Genomic DNA, 17,726 nt, shown 5'->3' with positions numbered 1-17,726 from the left:
ACCACCGTCGACCGAGCCGTGTCACCCCCGCGTGGGACGATGGATGCGTGAGCAAGCAGGATGGGTCGAACCGGCTCGTCTCGGGCCCCGACGTCGACGACTCGACCGCGACGATCCTGCACGTCGACCTCGACGCGTTCTTCGCCTCCGCGTCCCTGCTCGCCCGGCCCGACCTCGTGGGGCTCCCCGTCGTGATCGGCCACGACTCGTCGCGCTCGGTCGTGACCGCCGCGACCTACGAGGCGCGCAAGTACGGCGTGCACTCCGCGATGCCGATGGGCCGGGCGCTGCGGCTGTGCCCGAACGCGATCGTGCTCGAGCCCGACTTCCACCTCTACTCGCGGCTCTCGAAGCACGTCATGAGCATCCTCGACGACGTCTCGCCCGACGTCGAGCGGCTCGGCATCGACGAGGCCTTCGTCGGCATCGCGGGGCTCCGGCGGCTCTCCGGCGGCGCGAACCGCATCGGGCCCGCGCTGCGGCACCGCATCCGCGCCGAGACGGGCCTCGTCGCCTCCGTCGGCGCGGCGAGCACGAAGCACGTCGCGAAGCTCGCCTCCGGCCGGGCGAAGCCCGACGGGCTGCTCGTCGTGCCTGACGAGCACGTGCTCGCCTTCCTCCACCCGCAGCCCGCGAGCGCCATCTGGGGCGTCGGGCCCAAGCAGCAGGAGCGGCTCGCGCGCTACGGGCTCCACACCGTCGGCGACGTCGCCCGCACGCCGCTCGAGCGGCTCGAAGCGTGGTTCGGCGAGGCGACCGGCCGCCACCTGCACGAGCTCTCGTGGGGGCGGGATGCGCGCGAGGTGCGCGAGCGCGGGCACGAGAAGACCTTCGGCCACAACCACACCTTCTCGCACGACGTCGTCGACCGGTCCGAGCTGCAGGGCGAGATCCTGCGGCTCGCGACGGGCGTCGGCCGGCGCCTCCGCGACGCGGGTGTGCAGGCGCGCACCGTCACGCTCACGGTCCGCTTCCACGACTTCCGCACCATCACCCGCTCACGGACGCTCCCGGAGGCGACCGACGTCACGCGCGTGCTCGTCGAGACGGCCTGGTCGCTGCTCGACGCGCTCGGCGACCTCCCGCCCGTGCGGCTCCTCGGCGTGCGGGCGAGCTCGGTGCAGGACGCCGCCGACCACGGGCTGCTGTGGGACGACACGGAGACGTGGGGGAGCGCGGAGCGCGCGATGGACGCGGTGCACGACCGCTTCGGCGCCGCCGCCGTCGCCCCGGCGAGCATGCTGCGGCGAGAGCGCAAGCGCGACGACACGGGTCCCTCCGGCGGTGACTGACCTCCGCATCGATGCCCGACTCGTCCGCGGGCTGCTCCAGGAGCAGTTCCCGAACTGGAGCCGGCTGCCGCTATGCCCCGTCGAGCGCGGAGGCAAGGACCACCGGATGTTCCGGCTCGGCGACGCGATGACCGTACGGCTGCCGAGCGCGCCCGAGTACGTGCCACAGGTCGAGAAGGAGCAATCGTGGCTGCCGCGCCTCGCGCCCGTCGTACCGCTGCCCATCCCGGCCGTGCTCGGCCGAGGGCGGGCGACCGCTGAGTTTCATGCCCCGTGGTCGATCTACGGCTGGATCGAGGGCGTTCCCGCCACGCGCGCGAACGTCGACGACTGGGAGCGTCTCGCGGGCGACCTCGCCTCGTTCCTCGTCCGCCTGCGAAGCGCCGCGACCGCGGGAGCGCCGCCGCCCGGGCCGCACAGCGCGTTCCGCGGCGGACCGCTCAGCCACTGGGACGACGAGGTGGGCGACCTGCTGAGGCGGCTGCGAGGACGCGAGCGCGAGGGAGCGGCCCGCGTCTGGCGCGATGCGCTCGCCGCTCCGCTGCCCGACCGAGCTGCGTGGTTCCACGGCGATGTGGCGACCGCGAACCTCCTGGTGCAGGACGGGCGGCTTGCGGCGGTCATCGACTTCGGTTGCGCCGGCGTCGGAGACACGGCGTGCGACACCGGCATCGCATGGACGCACCTGCGCGGCGCCGCCGCGAGGACGTTCCGCCGTGAGCTGGCGGTCGACGACGCGACGTGGGCTCGTGGCCGCGGCTGGGCTGTCTGGAAGGGGCTGCTGATGATCGGGAGTCCCAGGGCCGAGCACGCCGCGCTCGGTCGAGCGGTGCTCTCGCGACTGCTCGCCGGCGAGTGAGCGCTGAGTCAGCCCCGCCCGAGCCAGCGCTCGAGCGGGATCGAGCCGCGGTGGTTCGGCGTCAGCACCCACACGACCGCGTAGAGTCCCCAGCCGACGACCGGCAGCGCGAACAGCAGCAGCGTGACGAGTCGCACGAGCCACACGTTGATGTGCGTCTTCGCGGCGATGCCGCCGCAGATGCCGCCGAGGATCCGCTGCGGGCCGCGGCGGAAGCCCGCCCGGCGGATGGAGTCGAAGATGGAGGCCATGGCCTCACGCTAGCCGCGCCGACCGGACGGCGGGAGGGGGTCTTCCCCCAGGAACGGGAAGAGGCCCGGAGCGAATCGCTCCGGGCCTCTCTCGTGCGCGAGGGGGGACTTGAACCCCCACGCCCTAATACGGGCACTAGCACCTCAAGCTAGCGCGTCTGCCAATTCCGCCACCCGCGCAGGTGTCGGTTCCTTCTGCAGGACCGAGAAATGACTCTAGCACGCTCCCGAGGGCCCCGTTGACCACCCGGCGTGCACGGGCCCGGGCGCGTGGGGCGGCTAGCCTTGACCGGTGACCGATGGCCTCTCCCGCACCGTGCAGCTCGCGCGGGACCTCATCCGCATCGACACGCAGAACTGGGGCGGCGGACGCTCCTCCGGTGAAGCGGATGCCGCGGCCTACGTGAGCGCGGTGCTCGCGTCGATGGGCGTCGAGAGCGAGACCTTCGAGTCGGCGCCGGGCCGCGCGAGCGTCGTCGCCCGCATCGACGGCGAGGACTCGAGCCTGCCGCGACTCGTCGTGCACGGCCACCTCGACGTCGTGCCGGCCGACGCGAGCGAGTGGAGCGTCGACCCCTTCGCGGGCGAGATCCGCGACGGCCTGCTGTGGGGCCGCGGGGCGGTCGACATGAAGCAGATGGACGCGATGATCCTCGCCGCGCTCGAGCGCATCCTCGCGAGCGGCCGGCGCCCGCGCCGCGGCCTCGTCGTGGCGTTCTTCGCCGACGAGGAGGCGGGCGGCGCCTACGGCGCGCAGTGGCTCGTGCGCAACCACCCCGAGCTCTTCGAGGGCGCGACCGAGGCGATCAGCGAGGTCGGCGGCTACTCGATCGAGGTCGGCGGCCGCCGCGCCTACCTCCTGCAAACGGGCGAGAAGGCGCTGCAGTGGATCCTGCTGCGCGCTCGCGGCACCGCCGCGCACGGCTCGCAGCACATGCGCGACAACGCCGTGACGAAGCTCGCCGCCGCGGTCGCGGCGGTCGGCGCGCACGAGTTCCCGGTCGAGCTCACCGAGACGACGCGCGAGCTCATCGCGCGGGTCGCGGCGCTGCTCGGCGTCGACGACGACGATCCCGATGCGGTCGCCGAGCGCACCGGCACCGTCTCGCGCTTCCTGCGCTCGAGCCTGCGCCACACGGCGAACCCGACGATGCTCGACGCGGGGTACAAGCACAACGTCATCCCCTCCGTCGCGGAGGCGCGCATCGACGTGCGGCCGCTGCCGGGCCGCGAGCGGGAGGCGATCGACGCCATCCGGGTCCTCGTCGGGGAGGACATCGAGATCGAGCTCGTGCACGGCGACATCGGCATCGAGCACCCCTTCGGCGGCGCGCTCGTCGACGCGATGGCCGCCTCGCTCGGCCGCTTCGACCCCGAGGCGCCCGTGCTGCCGTACATGCTCTCGGGCGGCACCGACAACAAGTCGCTCGCCGAGCTCGGGATCGCGGGCTACGGCTTCGCGCCGCTGCGGCTCACCCCCGACCTCGACTTCGCCGCGATGTTCCACGGCGTCGACGAGCGGGTGCCGCTCGATGCCCTCGACTTCGGCACCGATGTGCTCGAAGACCTGCTGCTGACCTACTGACCTCCTACCGACCAAGGGACCATGGACTGGCTGATCGCGATCGTGCTCGGAGCGCTGCAGGGCGCCACCGAGTTCCTGCCCATCTCGTCGAGCGCCCACCTGCGCATCGCGGGCGAGCTGCTCCCGGGCGCGGAGGACCCCGGCGCGACGTTCACCGCCATCACGCAGATCGGCACCGAGCTCGCGGTCGTCATCTTCTTCTGGCGCGACATCTCCCGCATCATCGCGAAGTGGTTCGGCTCCTTCCGCGGCACGGTCGCGAAGGACGATCCCGACGTCAAGATGGGCTGGCTCGTCATCATCGGCACCGTGCCGATCGTCATCGCCGGCGTGCTCTTCCAGGACCTCATCCGCGACCAGCTGCGCAGCCTCTGGATCACCGCGACGGTGCTCATCGTCTTCGGCGTGATCCTCGGCCTCGCCGACATGCTCGGCAAGCGCACCAAGACGCTCGAGACGACGACCTACCGCGACGGCCTGCTCATCGGCGTCGCGCAGGTGCTCGCGCTCATCCCGGGCGTCTCGCGCTCGGGCGCGACGGTCACGATGGGCCGCGCGCTCGGCTACGAGCGGCCCGCCGCCGCGAAGTACGCGTTCTTCCTCGCTGTGCCCGCCGTCTTCGGCTCGGGCTTCTACGAGGCGTACCAGGCGTTCACCGAGCCCTCGTCGATCGGCCTCGGCTGGGGCCCGACGATCCTCGCGACCGCCGTCGCCTTCGTCGTGGGGCTCGCCGTCATCCGCTGGCTGATGGCGTGGATCTCGCGCCGCAGCTTCGCGCCGTTCGTCATCTACCGCATCGCGCTCGGCGCGGTGCTCCTCATCGCCCTCTCGGCAGGCTGGATCGAGGCCCTCTGATGCGCTCCTGGCAGCGGCCCGTGGTGCCCTCCCTCGCCGAGCTCGGCCACGGCGAGGGGGAGCGGCCGAGCGTGCATGACGTGCGCCGCGACGGCCGGGCGGTCGTGCCCGCCGGGCCCACGGCATCCATGTACACGTGCGGCATCACGCCCTACGACGCGACCCACCTCGGGCACGCCTTCACCTACCTCGCCTTCGACACCCTCACGCGCGTGTGGCTCGACGCGGGACTCGAGGTGCGCACGGCGATGAACTCGACCGACGTCGACGACCCGCTGCTCGAGCGCGCGGCGCGCGACCGGGTCGACTGGCGAGAGCTCGCCGAGGCGCAGCAGCAGCTCTTCCGCGAGGACATGGCGGCCCTGCGCGTGCTCCCGCCCGACTCGTGGGTCGCCGTCACCGAGCGCATCGCCCCGATCGCCGAGGCGGTGCAGCGGATGCTCGAGACTGGCGACGCCTACACGCTCCCGGCCGAGGACGCCCCGGGCGTCGACGTGCTCTTCGACTCGAGCCGTCAGCGGCAGTTCCCCATGGGCGCGGGCAGCCGCACCGACTGGGCGGCGATGCTCGAGCTCACGCGCGAGTTCGGCGGCGACCCCGACCGGCCGGGCAAGCGCTCGCCGCTCGACCCGCTGCTGTGGCGCGCCGAGCGCCCGGGGGAGCCCGCGTGGGATTCGCCGCTCGGCCGCGGCCGGCCCGGCTGGCACGTCGAGTGCACCGTCATCGCGATGGCGGAGCTCGGCGCGCCCTTCACGGTCGCTGCGGGCGGCCGCGACCTGCGCTTCCCGCACCAGGAGATGCAGGGCCACCACGCGCTCGCGCTCGGCGCCGACCTCTTCAGCGAGGTGCGCCTCAACGCCGGCCTCGTCGCGTTCGAGGGCGAGAAGATGTCGAAGTCGCGGGGCAACCTCGTGCTCGTCTCGCGGCTGCGCGAGCAGGGCGCGCGGCCCGCGGCGATCCGGCTCGCGCTGCTCGACCACCACTGGCGCTCCGACTGGGAGTGGATGCCGGGCGAGCTCGAGGCCGCCGAGGCGCGGCTCGACCGGTGGCTCGAGTGGGCGGCGATCCCTGCCGACGACCCCTCGCGCGACGACAGCGTCGTGCCGTGGCTGCGCGTGACGCTGCACGACGACCTCAACACGCCCGCGGCGCTCCAGGCGGTCGACGCGTTCGCGCTGCGCGCCCCGGCGGACGCGGGCAGCCTCGCCGCGATCGACGCGCTGCTCGGCATCGATCTCCGCTCCGTCGAGCCGCGCTAGGCGTCAGACGGGCGGCGCGTCGTCCGGGCGGTCGCCGTCGCCCTGCGGGTCGGGCCGCGGGCGCCGGTTCTCGTCGCGCAGGAAGCGCTCGAACTCGTGGGCGATCGCCTCACCCGATGCCTCGGGGCTCTCGACGGCGTCGCGCTGCTCCTCGAGCTTGCCGATGTATGCGCGCATGTCGTCGTCGCGCTCGGTGATCTCGTCGATGCCGCGCTCCCACTCGCCCGACTGCTCGATGAGGTCGCCGAGCGGGATCGTCACGTCGATCATCTCGGAGAGCCGGTCGAGGAGGGCGATGACCGCCTTCGGGGCGGGTGCGTTGTGCACGTAGTGGGGCACGGATGCCCAGAGCGAGGCCGTCTGGATGCCCGCGTCCTGCGCCGCGAGGGAGAGCACCGTCATGATGCCCGTCGGCCCCTCGTACTCGCTCTGCAGCACGCCGAGCCGCGACTGCAGCTCGCGGCTGTCGCTCGAGATCGAGGTCGCGATGGGCCGGGTGTGCGGCACGTCGGCGAGCATCGCCCCGACGAAGACGATCGCCTCGATCTCGCAGCCCCGGACGATCTCGAGGAACTCCGCCGCGTAGGCGGCCCAGTTCCGGCTCGGCTCGGCGCCGACGAGCGCGAACACCTCGCCCTCGTTGCCGCTCGAGACGTCGAGGCCGGCGTCGGCGGCGAGCGCCTTCCGCGCCGACGGGCGTGTGGGGGCGTAGGCGATGGTCGAGGGCCACTGCAGCGCTCGCGTGCCGTCGTCGAGCGTGCGCACGACCGGTCGGTGCATCGCGAAGTCGACGTACTCGTCGGGTTCGATCTCGTCGAACGCCTCGAGCTCGCACGCCTCGACGAGCCGCCGCACCGCGGTGCTCGCCGCATCGCCGGCATCCGTCCAGCCCTCGAAGGCGACGACCATGATGCGGCCCTCGATGGGTCCTCGTGCCACGCCCGGCACCTCCTCACGTCGGACGCCCACTCTACTGCCGGCCGACTAGGCTGGCGCGGTGACCCCAGCCCCCTCGCGACCGATCGGTGCCGTGCTGTTCGACCTCGACGGGACGCTCGTCGACACCGAGCCCGCGTGGATGGCCGCAGAGGCGCGGCTCGCAGAGGAGCACGGCGTCGACTGGACGCCCGCCGACGCCGAGGCGCTCGTCGGCTCCGACCTGTGGGACGGCGCGCGCTACTTCATCGACCGCGGCGTGCCGATGGGGGAGCAGGAGATCGTCGACCGGCTCGTGGGCGAGGTGCTCGCGTGGATGGACGACGTCCTCCCCGCGCGGCCGGGCGCGCTCGAGCTGCTGCGCGCGCTCCGCGACGAGGGCGTGCCGACCGCGCTCGTGACGATGTCGACGCGCTCGATCGTCGACCGCGTCGAAGCGGCGCTCGCCCGCTCGCTCGGCGGAGCGCCGTTCGACGCGACGGTCGCGGGCGACGAGTGCGAGCGCGGCAAGCCCGACCCGGAACCCTACCGGCGGGGGCTCGAGCTGCTCGGCGTGGGCGCCGCCGACGCGGTCGCGATCGAGGACTCGCGCACGGGCGCGGCGAGCGCGCTCGCGGCCGGCCTCGTCACGATCGGCGTGCCGCACGCGGTCGACCTGCAGGGCGTGCCCGGCCTCGTGCACTGGCCCTCGCTCGCTGGGCGGACGCCCGCCGACCTCGCCGCCGCGATCGCGGAGGCCCGCTCGTGATGGGCAGGACCGGTCCCTTCCAGTGGGGCGACGTCGTGCAGCTCACCGGACCGAAGCAGCGGCTCAGCACGATCGTGCTGACCGAGGGCAAGCAGTTCCACACGCAGCACGGCGCGCTCGCGCACGAGTCGTTCATCGGGCTCGATGACGGCTCGCTCGTGCACGTCGGCGAGGCGCCGTACCTCGCGATCCGGCCCCTCCTCCACGACTACGTCATGTCGATGCCGCGCGGCGCCGCGATCATCTACCCGAAGGACGCCGCCCACATCCTCGGCTTCGCCGACATCCACCCCGACCTCACGGTGGTCGAGGCGGGCGTCGGCTCGGGCGCCCTGTCGCTCTGGTTGCTGCGCGCGCTCCACGGCACCGGCCGGCTCGTGTCGTTCGAGCGTCGCGAGGAGTTCCGCGACGTCGCGGAGGCGAACGTCACCGGCTTCTTCGGCGAGCGGCCCGAGAACTGGGAGACCGTGCTCGGCGACCTCGCCGAGGCGCTGCCCGAGCACGTCGCCGATGGCGAGGCCGACCGCGTGCTGCTCGACATGCTCGCGCCGTGGGAGTGCGTCGACGCGACCGCGCGAGCCCTCCGTCCCGGCGGGCTCGTGCTCGCGTACGTCGCGACCGTGACGCAGCTCTCCCGCACCGTCGAGGCGATCCGCGCCGACGGCCGCTTCACCGCGCCCGTCTCGACCGAGACCCTCGTGCGCGGCTGGCACGTCGAGGGCCTCGCGGTGCGCCCGGACCACCGCATGGTCGCGCACACCGGCTTCCTCATGACGGCGCGCCGCGTCGCCGACGGCGTCGAGCTGCCCTCGTTCCGCCGCCGCGCCGCGAAGGCCGACTTCGCCGAGGCCGACATCGAGGCGTGGACGCCCGGCGCGCTCGGCGATCGCACGCCGAGCGACAAGCGGCTGCGACGCGCCGCACGCGACGCGAAGCGGCAGGCCGAGGCGATCCTCGGCGAGGGCGAGGCCGGGTCGAGCGCCCCGCCGCCGCTAGACTGAGCGCGATTCACCCACCTCGAAAGGCTTCGCCGTGCGCACTCGCCCCCTCTCGATCGCCGCGCTGCTCGTCGCAGCGGCCGGCCTCACCGCGTGCCAGGCGCCCGCCGGCGGCCTCGACGGCTGCGAGCCGCTGCTGCAGCCGGGCGCCGCGACCGGCGAGGTCTCGGTCGACGCGTCCGGGGACGCTCCCGAGGCGAGCTTCCAGGTGCCGCTCGTGACCGACGGCAACCAGGCGCAGGTGCTGGGCGGCGAGGGTGAGCGCGCCGCCGACGGCGACACGGTCGACACGAACTACGTCGTCTACTCGGGCAAGACGGGCGAGCTCATCTCGACCTCGTACGCCGGCGGCTCCGGCGCCGCAGCGGCGAACCCGCTGCGGCTGAGCGTCGGCGGCGACTCGGTGCTCGCGCAGGCCGTCGCGTGCGCCGCCCCCGGCGGCCACGTCGTGCTCACGACCACGATCGCCGAGCTCTTCGGCCCGGGCGCGGCGTCCGAGTCGATGGACATCACCCCCGCCGACACCGCCGTCGTCGTTCTCGGCGTGAGCGACGTGCGGCCCGGCCGCGCCGAGGGCAACCCGCGCCCCGGCCAGCAGGGCATGCCCGCGATCGCGCTCGCGCCGGACGGGCAGCCCGGCGTGACCTTCCCGGGCTCGCCCCCGCCGGCCGAGCTCACCGTCATGCAGAGCATCGAGGGCACCGGCCCCGAGGTCGCCGAGGGCGACACCGTGCTGCTGCACTACACGGGCATCATCTGGGAGACCGAGGAGGTCTTCGACTCGTCGTGGGAGAAGGGCAGCCCCACCGAGATGACGATCTCCGACGCGAACCTCATCCCGGGCTTCGTCGACGCGGTCGTCGGCCAGCCGGTCGGCAGCCAGGTGGTCGTCTCCATCCCGCAGGAGCTCGGCTACGACGACCCCGCCACGAGGCCGGCGTCGATCGGCGAGGGGCAGCACCTGCTGTTCGTCATCGACATCCTCGACCGGGTCGACCCCGCCGAGTGACCCCCGCGCGCTGATGGCGAGGATCGAGGCCGAGGAGCGGCAGTTCTCCCTGCTGCTCGCGCTCGTCGACGCGCGCGCCGGCTTCACGAAGCACGAGCTGTTCGAGCGGGTCGCCGGCTACCAGGGCCAGCCTCCCGGCGACGCGCTCGAGCGCATGTTCGAGCGCGACAAGGATGCGCTGCGCGAGCACGGCATCGTCATCGACGTCGTGCAGCCCCCGGGCGACGACAGCAACCAGCAGGCGCGCTACCGCGTGCTCGACGGCGTGCTCGGCGATCCGGCCGAGCTCCAGTTCGACGCCGACGAGCGCGAGCTGCTCGACCTCGCGCTGCGCGTGTGGCACGAGGGCGGGCTCACCGAGGAGGCGCAGCGCGCAGCGCTCAAGCTGCGCGCCGACCCGGAGTTCCGCGGCGGGCTCCCGCTCGAGCGCACGCCCGGCCGCACGGAGGAGCCCGCCGCCGCCGAGGTGCTGCTGCCGCGGCAGCGGCCGCGCGAGAGCGCGTTCCAAGCGCTCAAGCGCGCCGCCGACCGGGGCCGCGAGGTCGTCTTCGACTACCTCAAGCCGGGCGAGCGCGCACCGCGCACCCGCACGGTGCAGCCGTGGGCGACCGTGCTGTTCCGCGGCCGCTGGATGCTCGTGGGCTACGACCTCGACGCGGAGGACTCCCGCACCTTCCTCATGCAGCGCATCGTCTCGCCCGTGAAGGACCGCGCCGCGCGCACGCCCTTCGAGGTGCCGGCGGACGCGGCGAGCGGCGCGATCGCGAAGCTCGAGGAGATCTGGGCGGGCGCATCGGTCGGCGTGCTCGCGGTGCCGGGGAGCGACGCCGACATCCGGCTGCGCCATCGGCCCGGCACGACCGAGGAGGACGGTCTGCTCGTCGTGCACCACGCTGATCGGCACCTACTCGCCGACGAGCTCGCCGCGTTCGGAGCCGACGTGCAGGTCGTCTGGCCCGAGGAGCAGCGCGCGCTCGTGCGATCCCGGCTCGAGCGCGTGCGCGACGCGCACGCCGACCAGGGGGATGCCGCATGAGCGCGTCGCGCGTGGAGCGCGGGATCGGGCTCCTGCTCTCCCTCATCCAGTACGTCACCGCATCCGGCTCGGTCACCGTCGCCGAGGCGGCCGCGCACTTCGGCGTCGCGGACGAGCGCATCCGCGAGGCCGTGCGCCGCGTGTTCATGTCGGGCGTGCCCGACGGCGCCGGCGACTTCATCCGCTTCGACATCGACTTCGACGCGTTCGAGGAGCAGGACGTCATCTCGGTGACGATGCGCCCCGCCTTCGAGGACGAGACGGTGCGGCTGTCGCCGCGCGAGGCGAGCGCGCTCATCGCCGGGCTCTCGCTCGTCGCCGGCTACACCGACGCGGCTCCCGAGCGCGTCGAGGCGCTGCAGGCGAAGCTGCGCGGCGCCGCGTCGCGGGGTGCCGACACCGTCGCCGTCGACCGGCTCGAGGTGCCGCGCGCGGCGCAGCTCGTGCGCGACGCGATCCGTGCCCGGACCGTGCTCTCGATCGGCTACCGCAAGCCCGGCGAGGGCTCGCAGCGGCGCAGCGTCGCGCCCACGCGCCTCGAGCTGCGCGAGGGCCAGGTGTTCGTGCGCGGCTTCGACCTCGATCGGCAGGACGCGCGCACCTTCCGGCTCGACCGCATCGAGTCGATCGACCGCACCGAGCTGCCCTGGCCGGAGGCGATGCCCGCACTCGAGCGCCCCGTCTCGGGCACGGCGCAGATCGTCGCGACGCGCGCCGCGGCGGCGCTCCTCGCCGACTACGCCACGAGCGAGCCGGTCGCGGTCGACGGCGACCGCGTGCGGCTCGACATCGAGCTGTGGAGCGAGGCGAGCGTGCTGAGCGCGGTCGCCGCGTGCGGCGGCGACGCCGAGATCATCGCGCCGGCGAGCCTGCGGCGAGCGATGCACCGCTTCGCGGTCGCCGCGCTGGGGGACGCATAGGCCGGAGACGGTAGGATAGGGGAGTCGGACGAGCGCGGAGGACGATCATGCCCGGTTTCTTCAACAATGCGGCATCGCATTGGTGGATCATCCTCATCATCGTCGTGCTCATCTTCGGCGCCTCGAAGCTCCCGGCGCTCGCGCGCAGCCTCGGCCAGTCGGTCAACATCCTGAAGAAGGAGGTCAAGGGCGACGGCTCCGACGCGCCCGCGTCCTCCGAGACCGACGACCAGGCCTCCAGCTCCGACCGGAAGTAGCGCATGGCCCGCAAGGGGCGCCAGTCGAACCCTGAGGCCACCATGCGCCTCGCCGGTCACCTGCGCGAGTTCAAGCGGCGCTTCCTCATCTCGGGCGTCGCCTTCGTGCTCGCGGCGATCGGCGGCTTCTTCCTCGCCGCGCCGCTCCTGCAGCTGCTCAGCGCGCCCCTCGACGAGCTGCAGGCCTCGGGGCTCCCGGTCGAGCTCAACGTGACGAACATCACGCAGGCGCTCGACGTCCAGATGCGCATCGCGTTCTTCCTCGGCCTCATCCTCTCGAGCCCGATCTGGATCTGGCAGCTGCTCGCGTTCGTCGTGCCGGCGCTGCGGGGGATCGAGCGGCGCTACGTGCTCGGCTTCATCGCGGCGGCGGTGCCGCTCTTCGTCGCGGGCTGCGCGACGGGCTGGTTCGTCCTGCCGCGCATCATCCGGCTCTTCGTCGGCTTCACGCCCGATGGGTTCACGGCCTTCCTCGGCGCATCCGACTACTGGGACTTCTCGCTCAAGCTCGTCTTCGCCGTCGGCGTCTCCTACGTGCTGCCGGTCGTCGTCGTCTTCCTCAACCTCGCGGGGGTCCTGAGCGGCGCGGCGATCATCAAGGGCTGGCGCTGGGCGGTGCTCGCCGCGACGCTCTTCGGCGCCTTCGTCACGCCGGCCGGCGAGGTGCTCAGCATGTTCATCATCGCCGTGCCGATGGTCGTGCTCTACTTCGCCGCCGCCGGCATCGCGCTCCTCGTCGATCGCCGGCGCGCGAAGCGCGAGGCGGCGCTCGAGTCGAGCGGAGCTGCAGCGTGAGCGCGGCGACCGAGGCGTTCGCGCGCGCGATGCCGTTCGGGCTCGACCCGTTCCAGCGGGAGGCGTGCGAGGCGATCGAGGCCGGCTCGAGCGTGCTCGTCGCCGCTCCGACGGGCGCGGGCAAGACCGTCGTCGCCGAGTTCGCGATCCGCATCACCATGGAGGCGCCCACCGGGCGCGTCTTCTACACGACGCCGATGAAGGCGCTGTCGAACCAGAAGCACCGCGAGCTCACCGAGGTCTACGGGAACGCATCCGTGGGTCTCCTCACCGGCGACACCTCGATCAACGGCGACGCCCGCATCGTCGTCATGACGACCGAGGTGCTGCGCAACATGCTCTACGAGGGGCGCAACCTCTCGGAGCTCGAGTACGTCGTGATGGATGAGGTGCACTACCTCGCGGACCGCTTCCGCGGGCCCGTGTGGGAAGAGGTCATCATCCACCTGCCGCGGCACGTGCGGCTCGTCTCGCTCTCGGCGACGGTCTCGAACGCCGAGGAGTTCGGCGCGTGGCTCGATGCCGTGCGGGGCGACACGCGCGTGATCGTGAGCGAGCACCGGCCGGTGCCGCTCGACGCGCACGTGCACATCCGCGGCCGGCTCGTCGACCTGTTCGACTCCAAGGCGGGCGAGGAGACGCACCGGCCCGGCCGCGAGCTCGTCGAGCTCGCGCGCGGCACCGACCTCGCCGACTCCGCGGCGCACGGGCACCGCGATCGCGGCGGGCACAACCGCTACCGCTCGCGCCGCCCGCCGAAGGGCGGTCGCCGGCCGGGCCAGGGCGGCGGCTTCCCGGCGCGCGTCGACCGCGTCGCCCTCATCGCGATGCTCGACGACCGCGAGATGCTGCCCGCGATCGACTTCATCTTCTCGAGGGCAGGCTGCGACGCGGCCGTGCAGCAGGTCGTCTCGGGCGGCGTGCGGCTCACGACGCCGGAGGACCGCGCCGAGATCCGCGCGATCGTCGACGAGCGCACCCGCTTGCTCGACGACGCCGATCTCGCGGTGCTCGGCTACTGGGACTGGCTCGACGGGCTCGAGCGCGGCGTCGCGGCGCACCACGCCGGCCTGCTGCCGGTGTTCAAGGAGGTCGTCGAGGAGCTCTTCCGCGCGCGGCTGCTCAAGGTCGTCTTCGCGACCGAGACGCTCGCGCTCGGCATCAACATGCCCGCGCGGACCGTCGTGCTCGAGCAGCTCGAGAAGTTCAACGGCGAGGCGCGCGTGCGCATCACGCCGGGCGAGTACACGCAGCTCACCGGTCGCGCCGGCCGACGCGGCATCGACACCGAGGGCCACGCCGTCGTCATCTGGAACGGCAAGCTGCAGCCGGTCGAGGTCGCCTCGCTCGCCTCCCGGCGCACCTACCCGCTGCACTCGAGCTTCCGGCCGACGTACAACATGGCGGTCAACCTCGTCGACCGCCTCGGCGTCGCCGGCACGCGCGAGGTGCTCGAGACCTCGTTCGCGCAGTTCCAGGCCGATCGCTCGGTCGTGCAGCTCGCGCGGCGGGTCGTCGACCAGCGCGCGAGCCTCGCGGGCTACGAGGAGTCGATGCGCTGCCACCTCGGCGACTTCTCGGAGTACGCGGCGCTGCGGCGCGAGGTGAGCGACCTCGAGGGCGATGCCGCTCGCGCCGGGCTCAGCCACGGGGAGCACCAGCGGCTGCAGCGGCAGCTGCAGGGCGTGCGGCGGCGCTTGCGCGCGCACCCGTGCCACGCGTGCCCGGAGCGCGAGCAGCACGCGCGCTGGGGCGAGCGCTACTGGCGGCTCCGCCGCGACATCGAGAAGGCGGAGCGGCAGATCGACCGCCGCACGGGCCAGATCGCGCAGGCCTTCGACCGCATCACCGAGATCCTCCGCGAGCTCGGCTACATCGAGCAGACCGACGACGGCGAGCGCGTCACGCAGGCCGGCGAGGTGCTGCGCCGGATCTACGGCGAGCGCGACCTGCTGACCGCCGAGAGCCTGCGGCGCGGGCTGTGGGCGCAGCTCGATGCGCCGGCGCTCGCGGCGATGGCCAGCGCGCTCGTCTTCGAGGGCCGCCGCGACGAGGGCATGCTGCCGGAGCGGATGCTGCCGAAGGGCCCGTTCGTCGAGGCCCTCGACGCGACCCAGCGGCTGTGGGCGCAGCTCGACGACCTCGAGCAGTCGCACCGGCTGCCGGGCTCGATGCCGCTCCAGACGGGGCTCACGCTCGCGATGCACCGCTGGGCGCGGGGCTACCCGCTCGAGGGCGTGCTGCGCGACACCGAGCTCGCCGCGGGCGACTTCGTGCGCTGGACGAAGCAGACGATCGACGTGCTCGAGCAGCTCGCGCAGGTCGCGCCGAAGCGCTTGCGCCGCACTGCCGACGAGGCCGTCGACCGCATCCGCCGCGGCGTCGTCGAGGCGTCGGGGTCGGCGCTGTGACGGCGACGAGGGAGACGACCGCGGCCGCGCGCCGGTCGCGGTCGCGCGCACCGCTGCCGCTCGCCCCCGCGTGGGCCGCCGCGATCGCGGCGGGCGCGATCATGCCCCTCGCGTTCCAGCCGTTCGGCTGGTGGCCGCTCATCGTGCCGGCCGTCGGCCTCGCGCTCGTCGCGCTGCGCGGGCGTTCGCTCGGCGCCGCCTTCGGCCTCGGCTGCACGACCGGCGCCATCTTCTTCCTGCTCCACATCCAGTGGATCACCGTCTACCTCGGCCTCGTCCCGCTCGTCGCCCTCACGGCGTGGATGGCGGCGTGGTGGGGGCTCGGCGGCATGGCGCTCGCGCTCGCGTGGCGGTGGGGCGAGCCGCGCATGCGAGGGCCGCTCGGCGCCTTCGCCGGCATGCCCGTGCTGCTCGGCGCGGTGTGGACGGCGCGCGAGTCGCTCTCGTCGAGCGTGCCGTGGGGCGGCTTCGCGTGGGGGAGGCTCGCGCACTCGCAAGCGGCGAGCCCGCTCGCCGACACGACGAGCTGGGTGGGCTTCTCGGGCCTCACCTTCCTCCTCGCCGCCGCCTCGGCGCTCCTCGTGCAGCTCGTGCTGCATCACCGCACGATCCTCCGCCGCCGGCTCACGATCGCAGCGGCCGCGCTCATCCTGCTCGTCGCGATCCCGGGGTTCCCCGTCGAGCCGACCGGCAGCATCCGGGTCGGGGCCGTGCAGGGCGACAGCGAGGCGGGCCTGCTCGCGCCGCGCGTGCCCGGTCAGATCCTCGAGCAGCACCTCGACGCGACGCGCGGGCTCGAGGGGGAGGAGGTCGACCTGCTCGTGTGGCCCGAGAACGCCGCGGAGTGGTACGCCGACGAGACGCCCGCGACCATGGCGGCGCTCGAGCGCGTGACCCAGCGCTTCGACGCCCCGCTCGTGACCGGCACCATCACGCGCGACGGCGACGACACGTACAACGCGCTCATCCAGGTCGAGCCGGGCGAGGGCGCCGTCGCCGAGTACCGCAAGCGCCACCCCGTGCCCTTCGCCGAGTACCTGCCCGCGCGCGGGTTCTTCGAGCCGATCCTCGAGGCGCTCGGCTTCCTGCAGTACATCCCGCGCGACTACTCGATCGACCCGTCGAGCGCGAACGCGTTCGACATCGCGGGCACGACCGCGGGCCTCGCGATCTGCTTCGACATCATCGACGACCGCCTCGCGCGCGAGATGGTGCTCGAGCACGGCGCCCAGATCATCCTCGCGCCGACGAACAACGCCGACTTCGGCGAGGGCTCGGCCGAGAACGTGCAGCAGCTCGCGATCGCGCAGCTGCGCGCCGCCGAGGCGGGCCGTGCGCTCGTCAACATCTCCACCGTCGGCACGAGCGCGATGATCGGCCCCGACGGCGCCGAGATCGACCGGTTGCCGCAGTACGAGCCCGGCACGATGCTCGCGGACCTGCCGCTGTCGACGACCGTGACCTTAGGCATCCGTCTGGGAGCATGGATCGACCTCGCGCTCACCATCGGCGCCGCGCTCGCGCTCGCGGGCCTCGGGGTCGCGAACCGGACAGCAGCGAGGAGGCCGCATGCCTGACGTCATGATCGTCGTGCCGACCTACAACGAGATCGACGGCCTCGAGCGGACGGTCGGGCGCCTGCGGCAATCGGTGCCGCACGCCGAGCTCGTCATCGTCGACGACGGCAGCCCCGACGGCACCGGCGAGCTCGCCGACAGCCTCTCGAAGCGCGACGCCGGCACGATGGTCGTGCACCGCACCGAGCGCGGCTACCGCTCCGCCGTGATCGAGGGGATGCGCTTCGCGATGTCCCGCGGCGCCACCCGGGTCGTCATCACCGACGCCGACGGCTCGTACGACGCGGACGACCTCCCGGAGCTGCTCGGGGTCTCGGCCGACGGCGTCGACCTCGTGATCGGCTCGCGCTTCGTCGAGGGCAGCGACGTGCGCAACATGGGGCTCCGGCGCCGGCTCGCAGCGCGCATCGGCAACGTCTACGCGCGCAGCATGCTGCAGACGGGCGTGCAGGACCTCACGAGCTCGCTGCGCGTCTACCGCACGCGCATCCTGGAGCGGATCGACCTCGACGCGATCCAGGTGGACGCGTACGCGTTCCAGGTCGCGATGGCGGTGCGCGTCGCGCAAGCCGGCGGCACGATCGCGGAGGTGCCGATCCACTTCATCGAGCGCGCGACCGGCAGCTCGAAGATGCGGCTCGGCGACGAGCTCGGCACGGTCGGCGCGGTCACGAAGTGGTCGCTCTCGGGCGTGCGCGCGCTCCCGAAGCCGCCGCGCTGAGGCGCGGCATCGCGCCATCCGCTCGTCGAGCAGGCGCCGCCCCTTCCGTTCGTCGAGCAGCCGCCGCCCCCTTCCGCTCGTCGAGTAGGCGCCGCAGGCGCCGTATCGAGACGCCGCCACCCCACCCGCTCGTCGAGTAGGCGCCGCAGGCGCCGCAACGAGACGCCGGCCGGATCTCGATACGCGGCCTTCGGCCGCTACTCGATCAACGGGAAGG

17 protein-coding genes and 1 tRNA gene are annotated in these 17,726 nt (G+C 73.3%); 15 read left to right on the top strand and 3 right to left on the bottom strand.

Annotated features, from left to right (window positions below; genetic code table 11):
• Positions 1-47 precede the first annotated feature (47 nt).
• Together dinB and H508_RS0113190 are read left to right on the top strand one after the other, a co-directional pair.
• On the top strand, positions 48-1,292 hold the full coding sequence (dinB, locus tag H508_RS0113195; protein ID WP_026374401.1) for a DNA polymerase IV: 1,245 nt from the start codon (positions 48-50) through the stop codon (positions 1,290-1,292).
• Positions 1,285-2,151 carry an aminoglycoside phosphotransferase family protein gene (locus H508_RS0113190; RefSeq protein ID WP_026374400.1) on the top strand — a complete coding sequence of 289 codons (867 nt, stop codon included), beginning with the start codon at positions 1,285-1,287 and terminating at the stop codon, positions 2,149-2,151. The genes dinB and H508_RS0113190 overlap by 8 nt, the downstream gene beginning before the upstream one ends.
• Before the next feature lie 8 nt (positions 2,152-2,159).
• Here the strand turns inward: H508_RS0113190 and H508_RS0113185 are convergent, their stop codons facing one another.
• Both H508_RS0113185 and H508_RS0113180 read right to left on the bottom strand, forming a co-directional pair.
• Positions 2,160-2,402 carry a PspC domain-containing protein gene (locus H508_RS0113185; protein ID WP_026374399.1) on the bottom strand — a complete coding sequence of 81 codons (243 nt, stop codon included), beginning with the start codon at positions 2,400-2,402 and terminating at the stop codon, positions 2,160-2,162.
• 94 nt (positions 2,403-2,496) lie between these two features.
• Positions 2,497-2,582: transfer RNA gene (locus tag H508_RS0113180), tRNA-Leu, on the bottom strand.
• Between the two features lie 112 nt (positions 2,583-2,694).
• On the opposite strand from H508_RS0113180, the gene H508_RS0113175 reads away from it, so the two are divergent.
• The 3 genes from H508_RS0113175 to H508_RS0113165 are packed head-to-tail and all read left to right on the top strand — an operon-like array spanning position 2,695 to position 6,101.
• Positions 2,695-3,987, top strand: a complete 1,293-nt coding sequence (locus tag H508_RS0113175; protein ID WP_026374398.1) for a M20/M25/M40 family metallo-hydrolase — start codon at positions 2,695-2,697, stop codon at positions 3,985-3,987.
• A 21-nt stretch (positions 3,988-4,008) separates the two neighbouring features.
• Positions 4,009-4,842 carry an undecaprenyl-diphosphate phosphatase gene (locus H508_RS0113170; RefSeq protein ID WP_026374397.1) on the top strand — a complete coding sequence of 278 codons (834 nt, stop codon included), beginning with the start codon at positions 4,009-4,011 and terminating at the stop codon, positions 4,840-4,842.
• Entirely contained in the window at positions 4,842-6,101 is a 1,260-nt protein-coding gene (locus H508_RS0113165) for a hypothetical protein (protein WP_026374396.1), read from the top strand. Before H508_RS0113170 ends, H508_RS0113165 begins: the two co-directional genes overlap by 1 nt.
• A gap of 3 nt (positions 6,102-6,104) precedes the next feature.
• On the opposite strand, the gene H508_RS16465 is transcribed toward H508_RS0113165, so the two are convergent.
• Positions 6,105-7,040: a PAC2 family protein gene (locus H508_RS16465; protein WP_035255208.1), complete on the bottom strand. Its 936-nt coding sequence runs from the start codon at positions 7,038-7,040 to the stop codon at positions 6,105-6,107.
• 58 nt (positions 7,041-7,098) lie between these two features.
• Here H508_RS16465 and H508_RS0113155 point away from each other — a divergent pair, with 58 nt between their 5' ends.
• Genes H508_RS0113155 through H508_RS0113110 form a run of 10 tightly spaced genes read left to right on the top strand, consistent with a single transcriptional unit; the run spans position 7,099 to position 17,509 of the window.
• Positions 7,099-7,785: an HAD family hydrolase gene (locus tag H508_RS0113155; protein WP_026374395.1), complete on the top strand. Its 687-nt coding sequence runs from the start codon at positions 7,099-7,101 to the stop codon at positions 7,783-7,785.
• Positions 7,785-8,786, top strand: a complete 1,002-nt coding sequence (locus tag H508_RS0113150) for a tRNA (adenine-N1)-methyltransferase (RefSeq protein ID WP_026374394.1) — start codon at positions 7,785-7,787, stop codon at positions 8,784-8,786. The genes H508_RS0113155 and H508_RS0113150 overlap by 1 nt, the downstream gene beginning before the upstream one ends.
• A gap of 31 nt (positions 8,787-8,817) precedes the next feature.
• Positions 8,818-9,792, top strand: a complete 975-nt coding sequence (locus H508_RS16960) for an FKBP-type peptidyl-prolyl cis-trans isomerase (RefSeq protein WP_051223473.1) — start codon at positions 8,818-8,820, stop codon at positions 9,790-9,792.
• Positions 9,793-9,805: 13 nt separating this feature from the next.
• Positions 9,806-10,828, top strand: coding sequence for a helix-turn-helix transcriptional regulator (locus H508_RS0113140; RefSeq protein ID WP_035255206.1), 1,023 nt, complete (start codon positions 9,806-9,808; stop codon positions 10,826-10,828).
• The gene (locus tag H508_RS16455) at positions 10,825-11,748 is read left to right on the top strand and encodes a helix-turn-helix transcriptional regulator (RefSeq protein WP_051223471.1); all 924 of its coding nucleotides are present in this window, start codon (positions 10,825-10,827) and stop codon (positions 11,746-11,748) included. The genes H508_RS0113140 and H508_RS16455 overlap by 4 nt, the downstream gene beginning before the upstream one ends.
• Before the next feature lie 47 nt (positions 11,749-11,795).
• Entirely contained in the window at positions 11,796-12,005 is a 210-nt protein-coding gene (tatA, locus tag H508_RS16450) for a twin-arginine translocase TatA/TatE family subunit (protein ID WP_035255203.1), read from the top strand.
• Between the two features lie 3 nt (positions 12,006-12,008).
• Entirely contained in the window at positions 12,009-12,800 is a 792-nt protein-coding gene (tatC, locus tag H508_RS0113125) for a twin-arginine translocase subunit TatC (protein WP_245569541.1), read from the top strand.
• A 29-nt stretch (positions 12,801-12,829) separates the two neighbouring features.
• Positions 12,830-15,211, top strand: a complete 2,382-nt coding sequence (locus H508_RS16445) for a DEAD/DEAH box helicase (RefSeq protein WP_084155347.1) — start codon at positions 12,830-12,832, stop codon at positions 15,209-15,211.
• The gene (gene lnt, locus H508_RS0113115; protein ID WP_051223469.1) at positions 15,208-16,788 is read left to right on the top strand and encodes an apolipoprotein N-acyltransferase; all 1,581 of its coding nucleotides are present in this window, start codon (positions 15,208-15,210) and stop codon (positions 16,786-16,788) included. Before H508_RS16445 ends, lnt begins: the two co-directional genes overlap by 4 nt.
• Positions 16,781-17,509, top strand: a complete 729-nt coding sequence (locus tag H508_RS0113110; RefSeq protein ID WP_026374390.1) for a glycosyltransferase — start codon at positions 16,781-16,783, stop codon at positions 17,507-17,509. Before lnt ends, H508_RS0113110 begins: the two co-directional genes overlap by 8 nt.
• The last annotated feature ends 217 nt before the right edge of the window (positions 17,510-17,726 follow it).

Origin of the sequence: Agrococcus lahaulensis DSM 17612, assembly GCF_000425105.1 — a bacterium.
Classification (GTDB): Bacteria; Actinomycetota; Actinomycetes; order Actinomycetales; family Microbacteriaceae; genus Agrococcus; species Agrococcus lahaulensis.
This window is presented reverse-complemented; position numbering and strand designations above follow the sequence as displayed.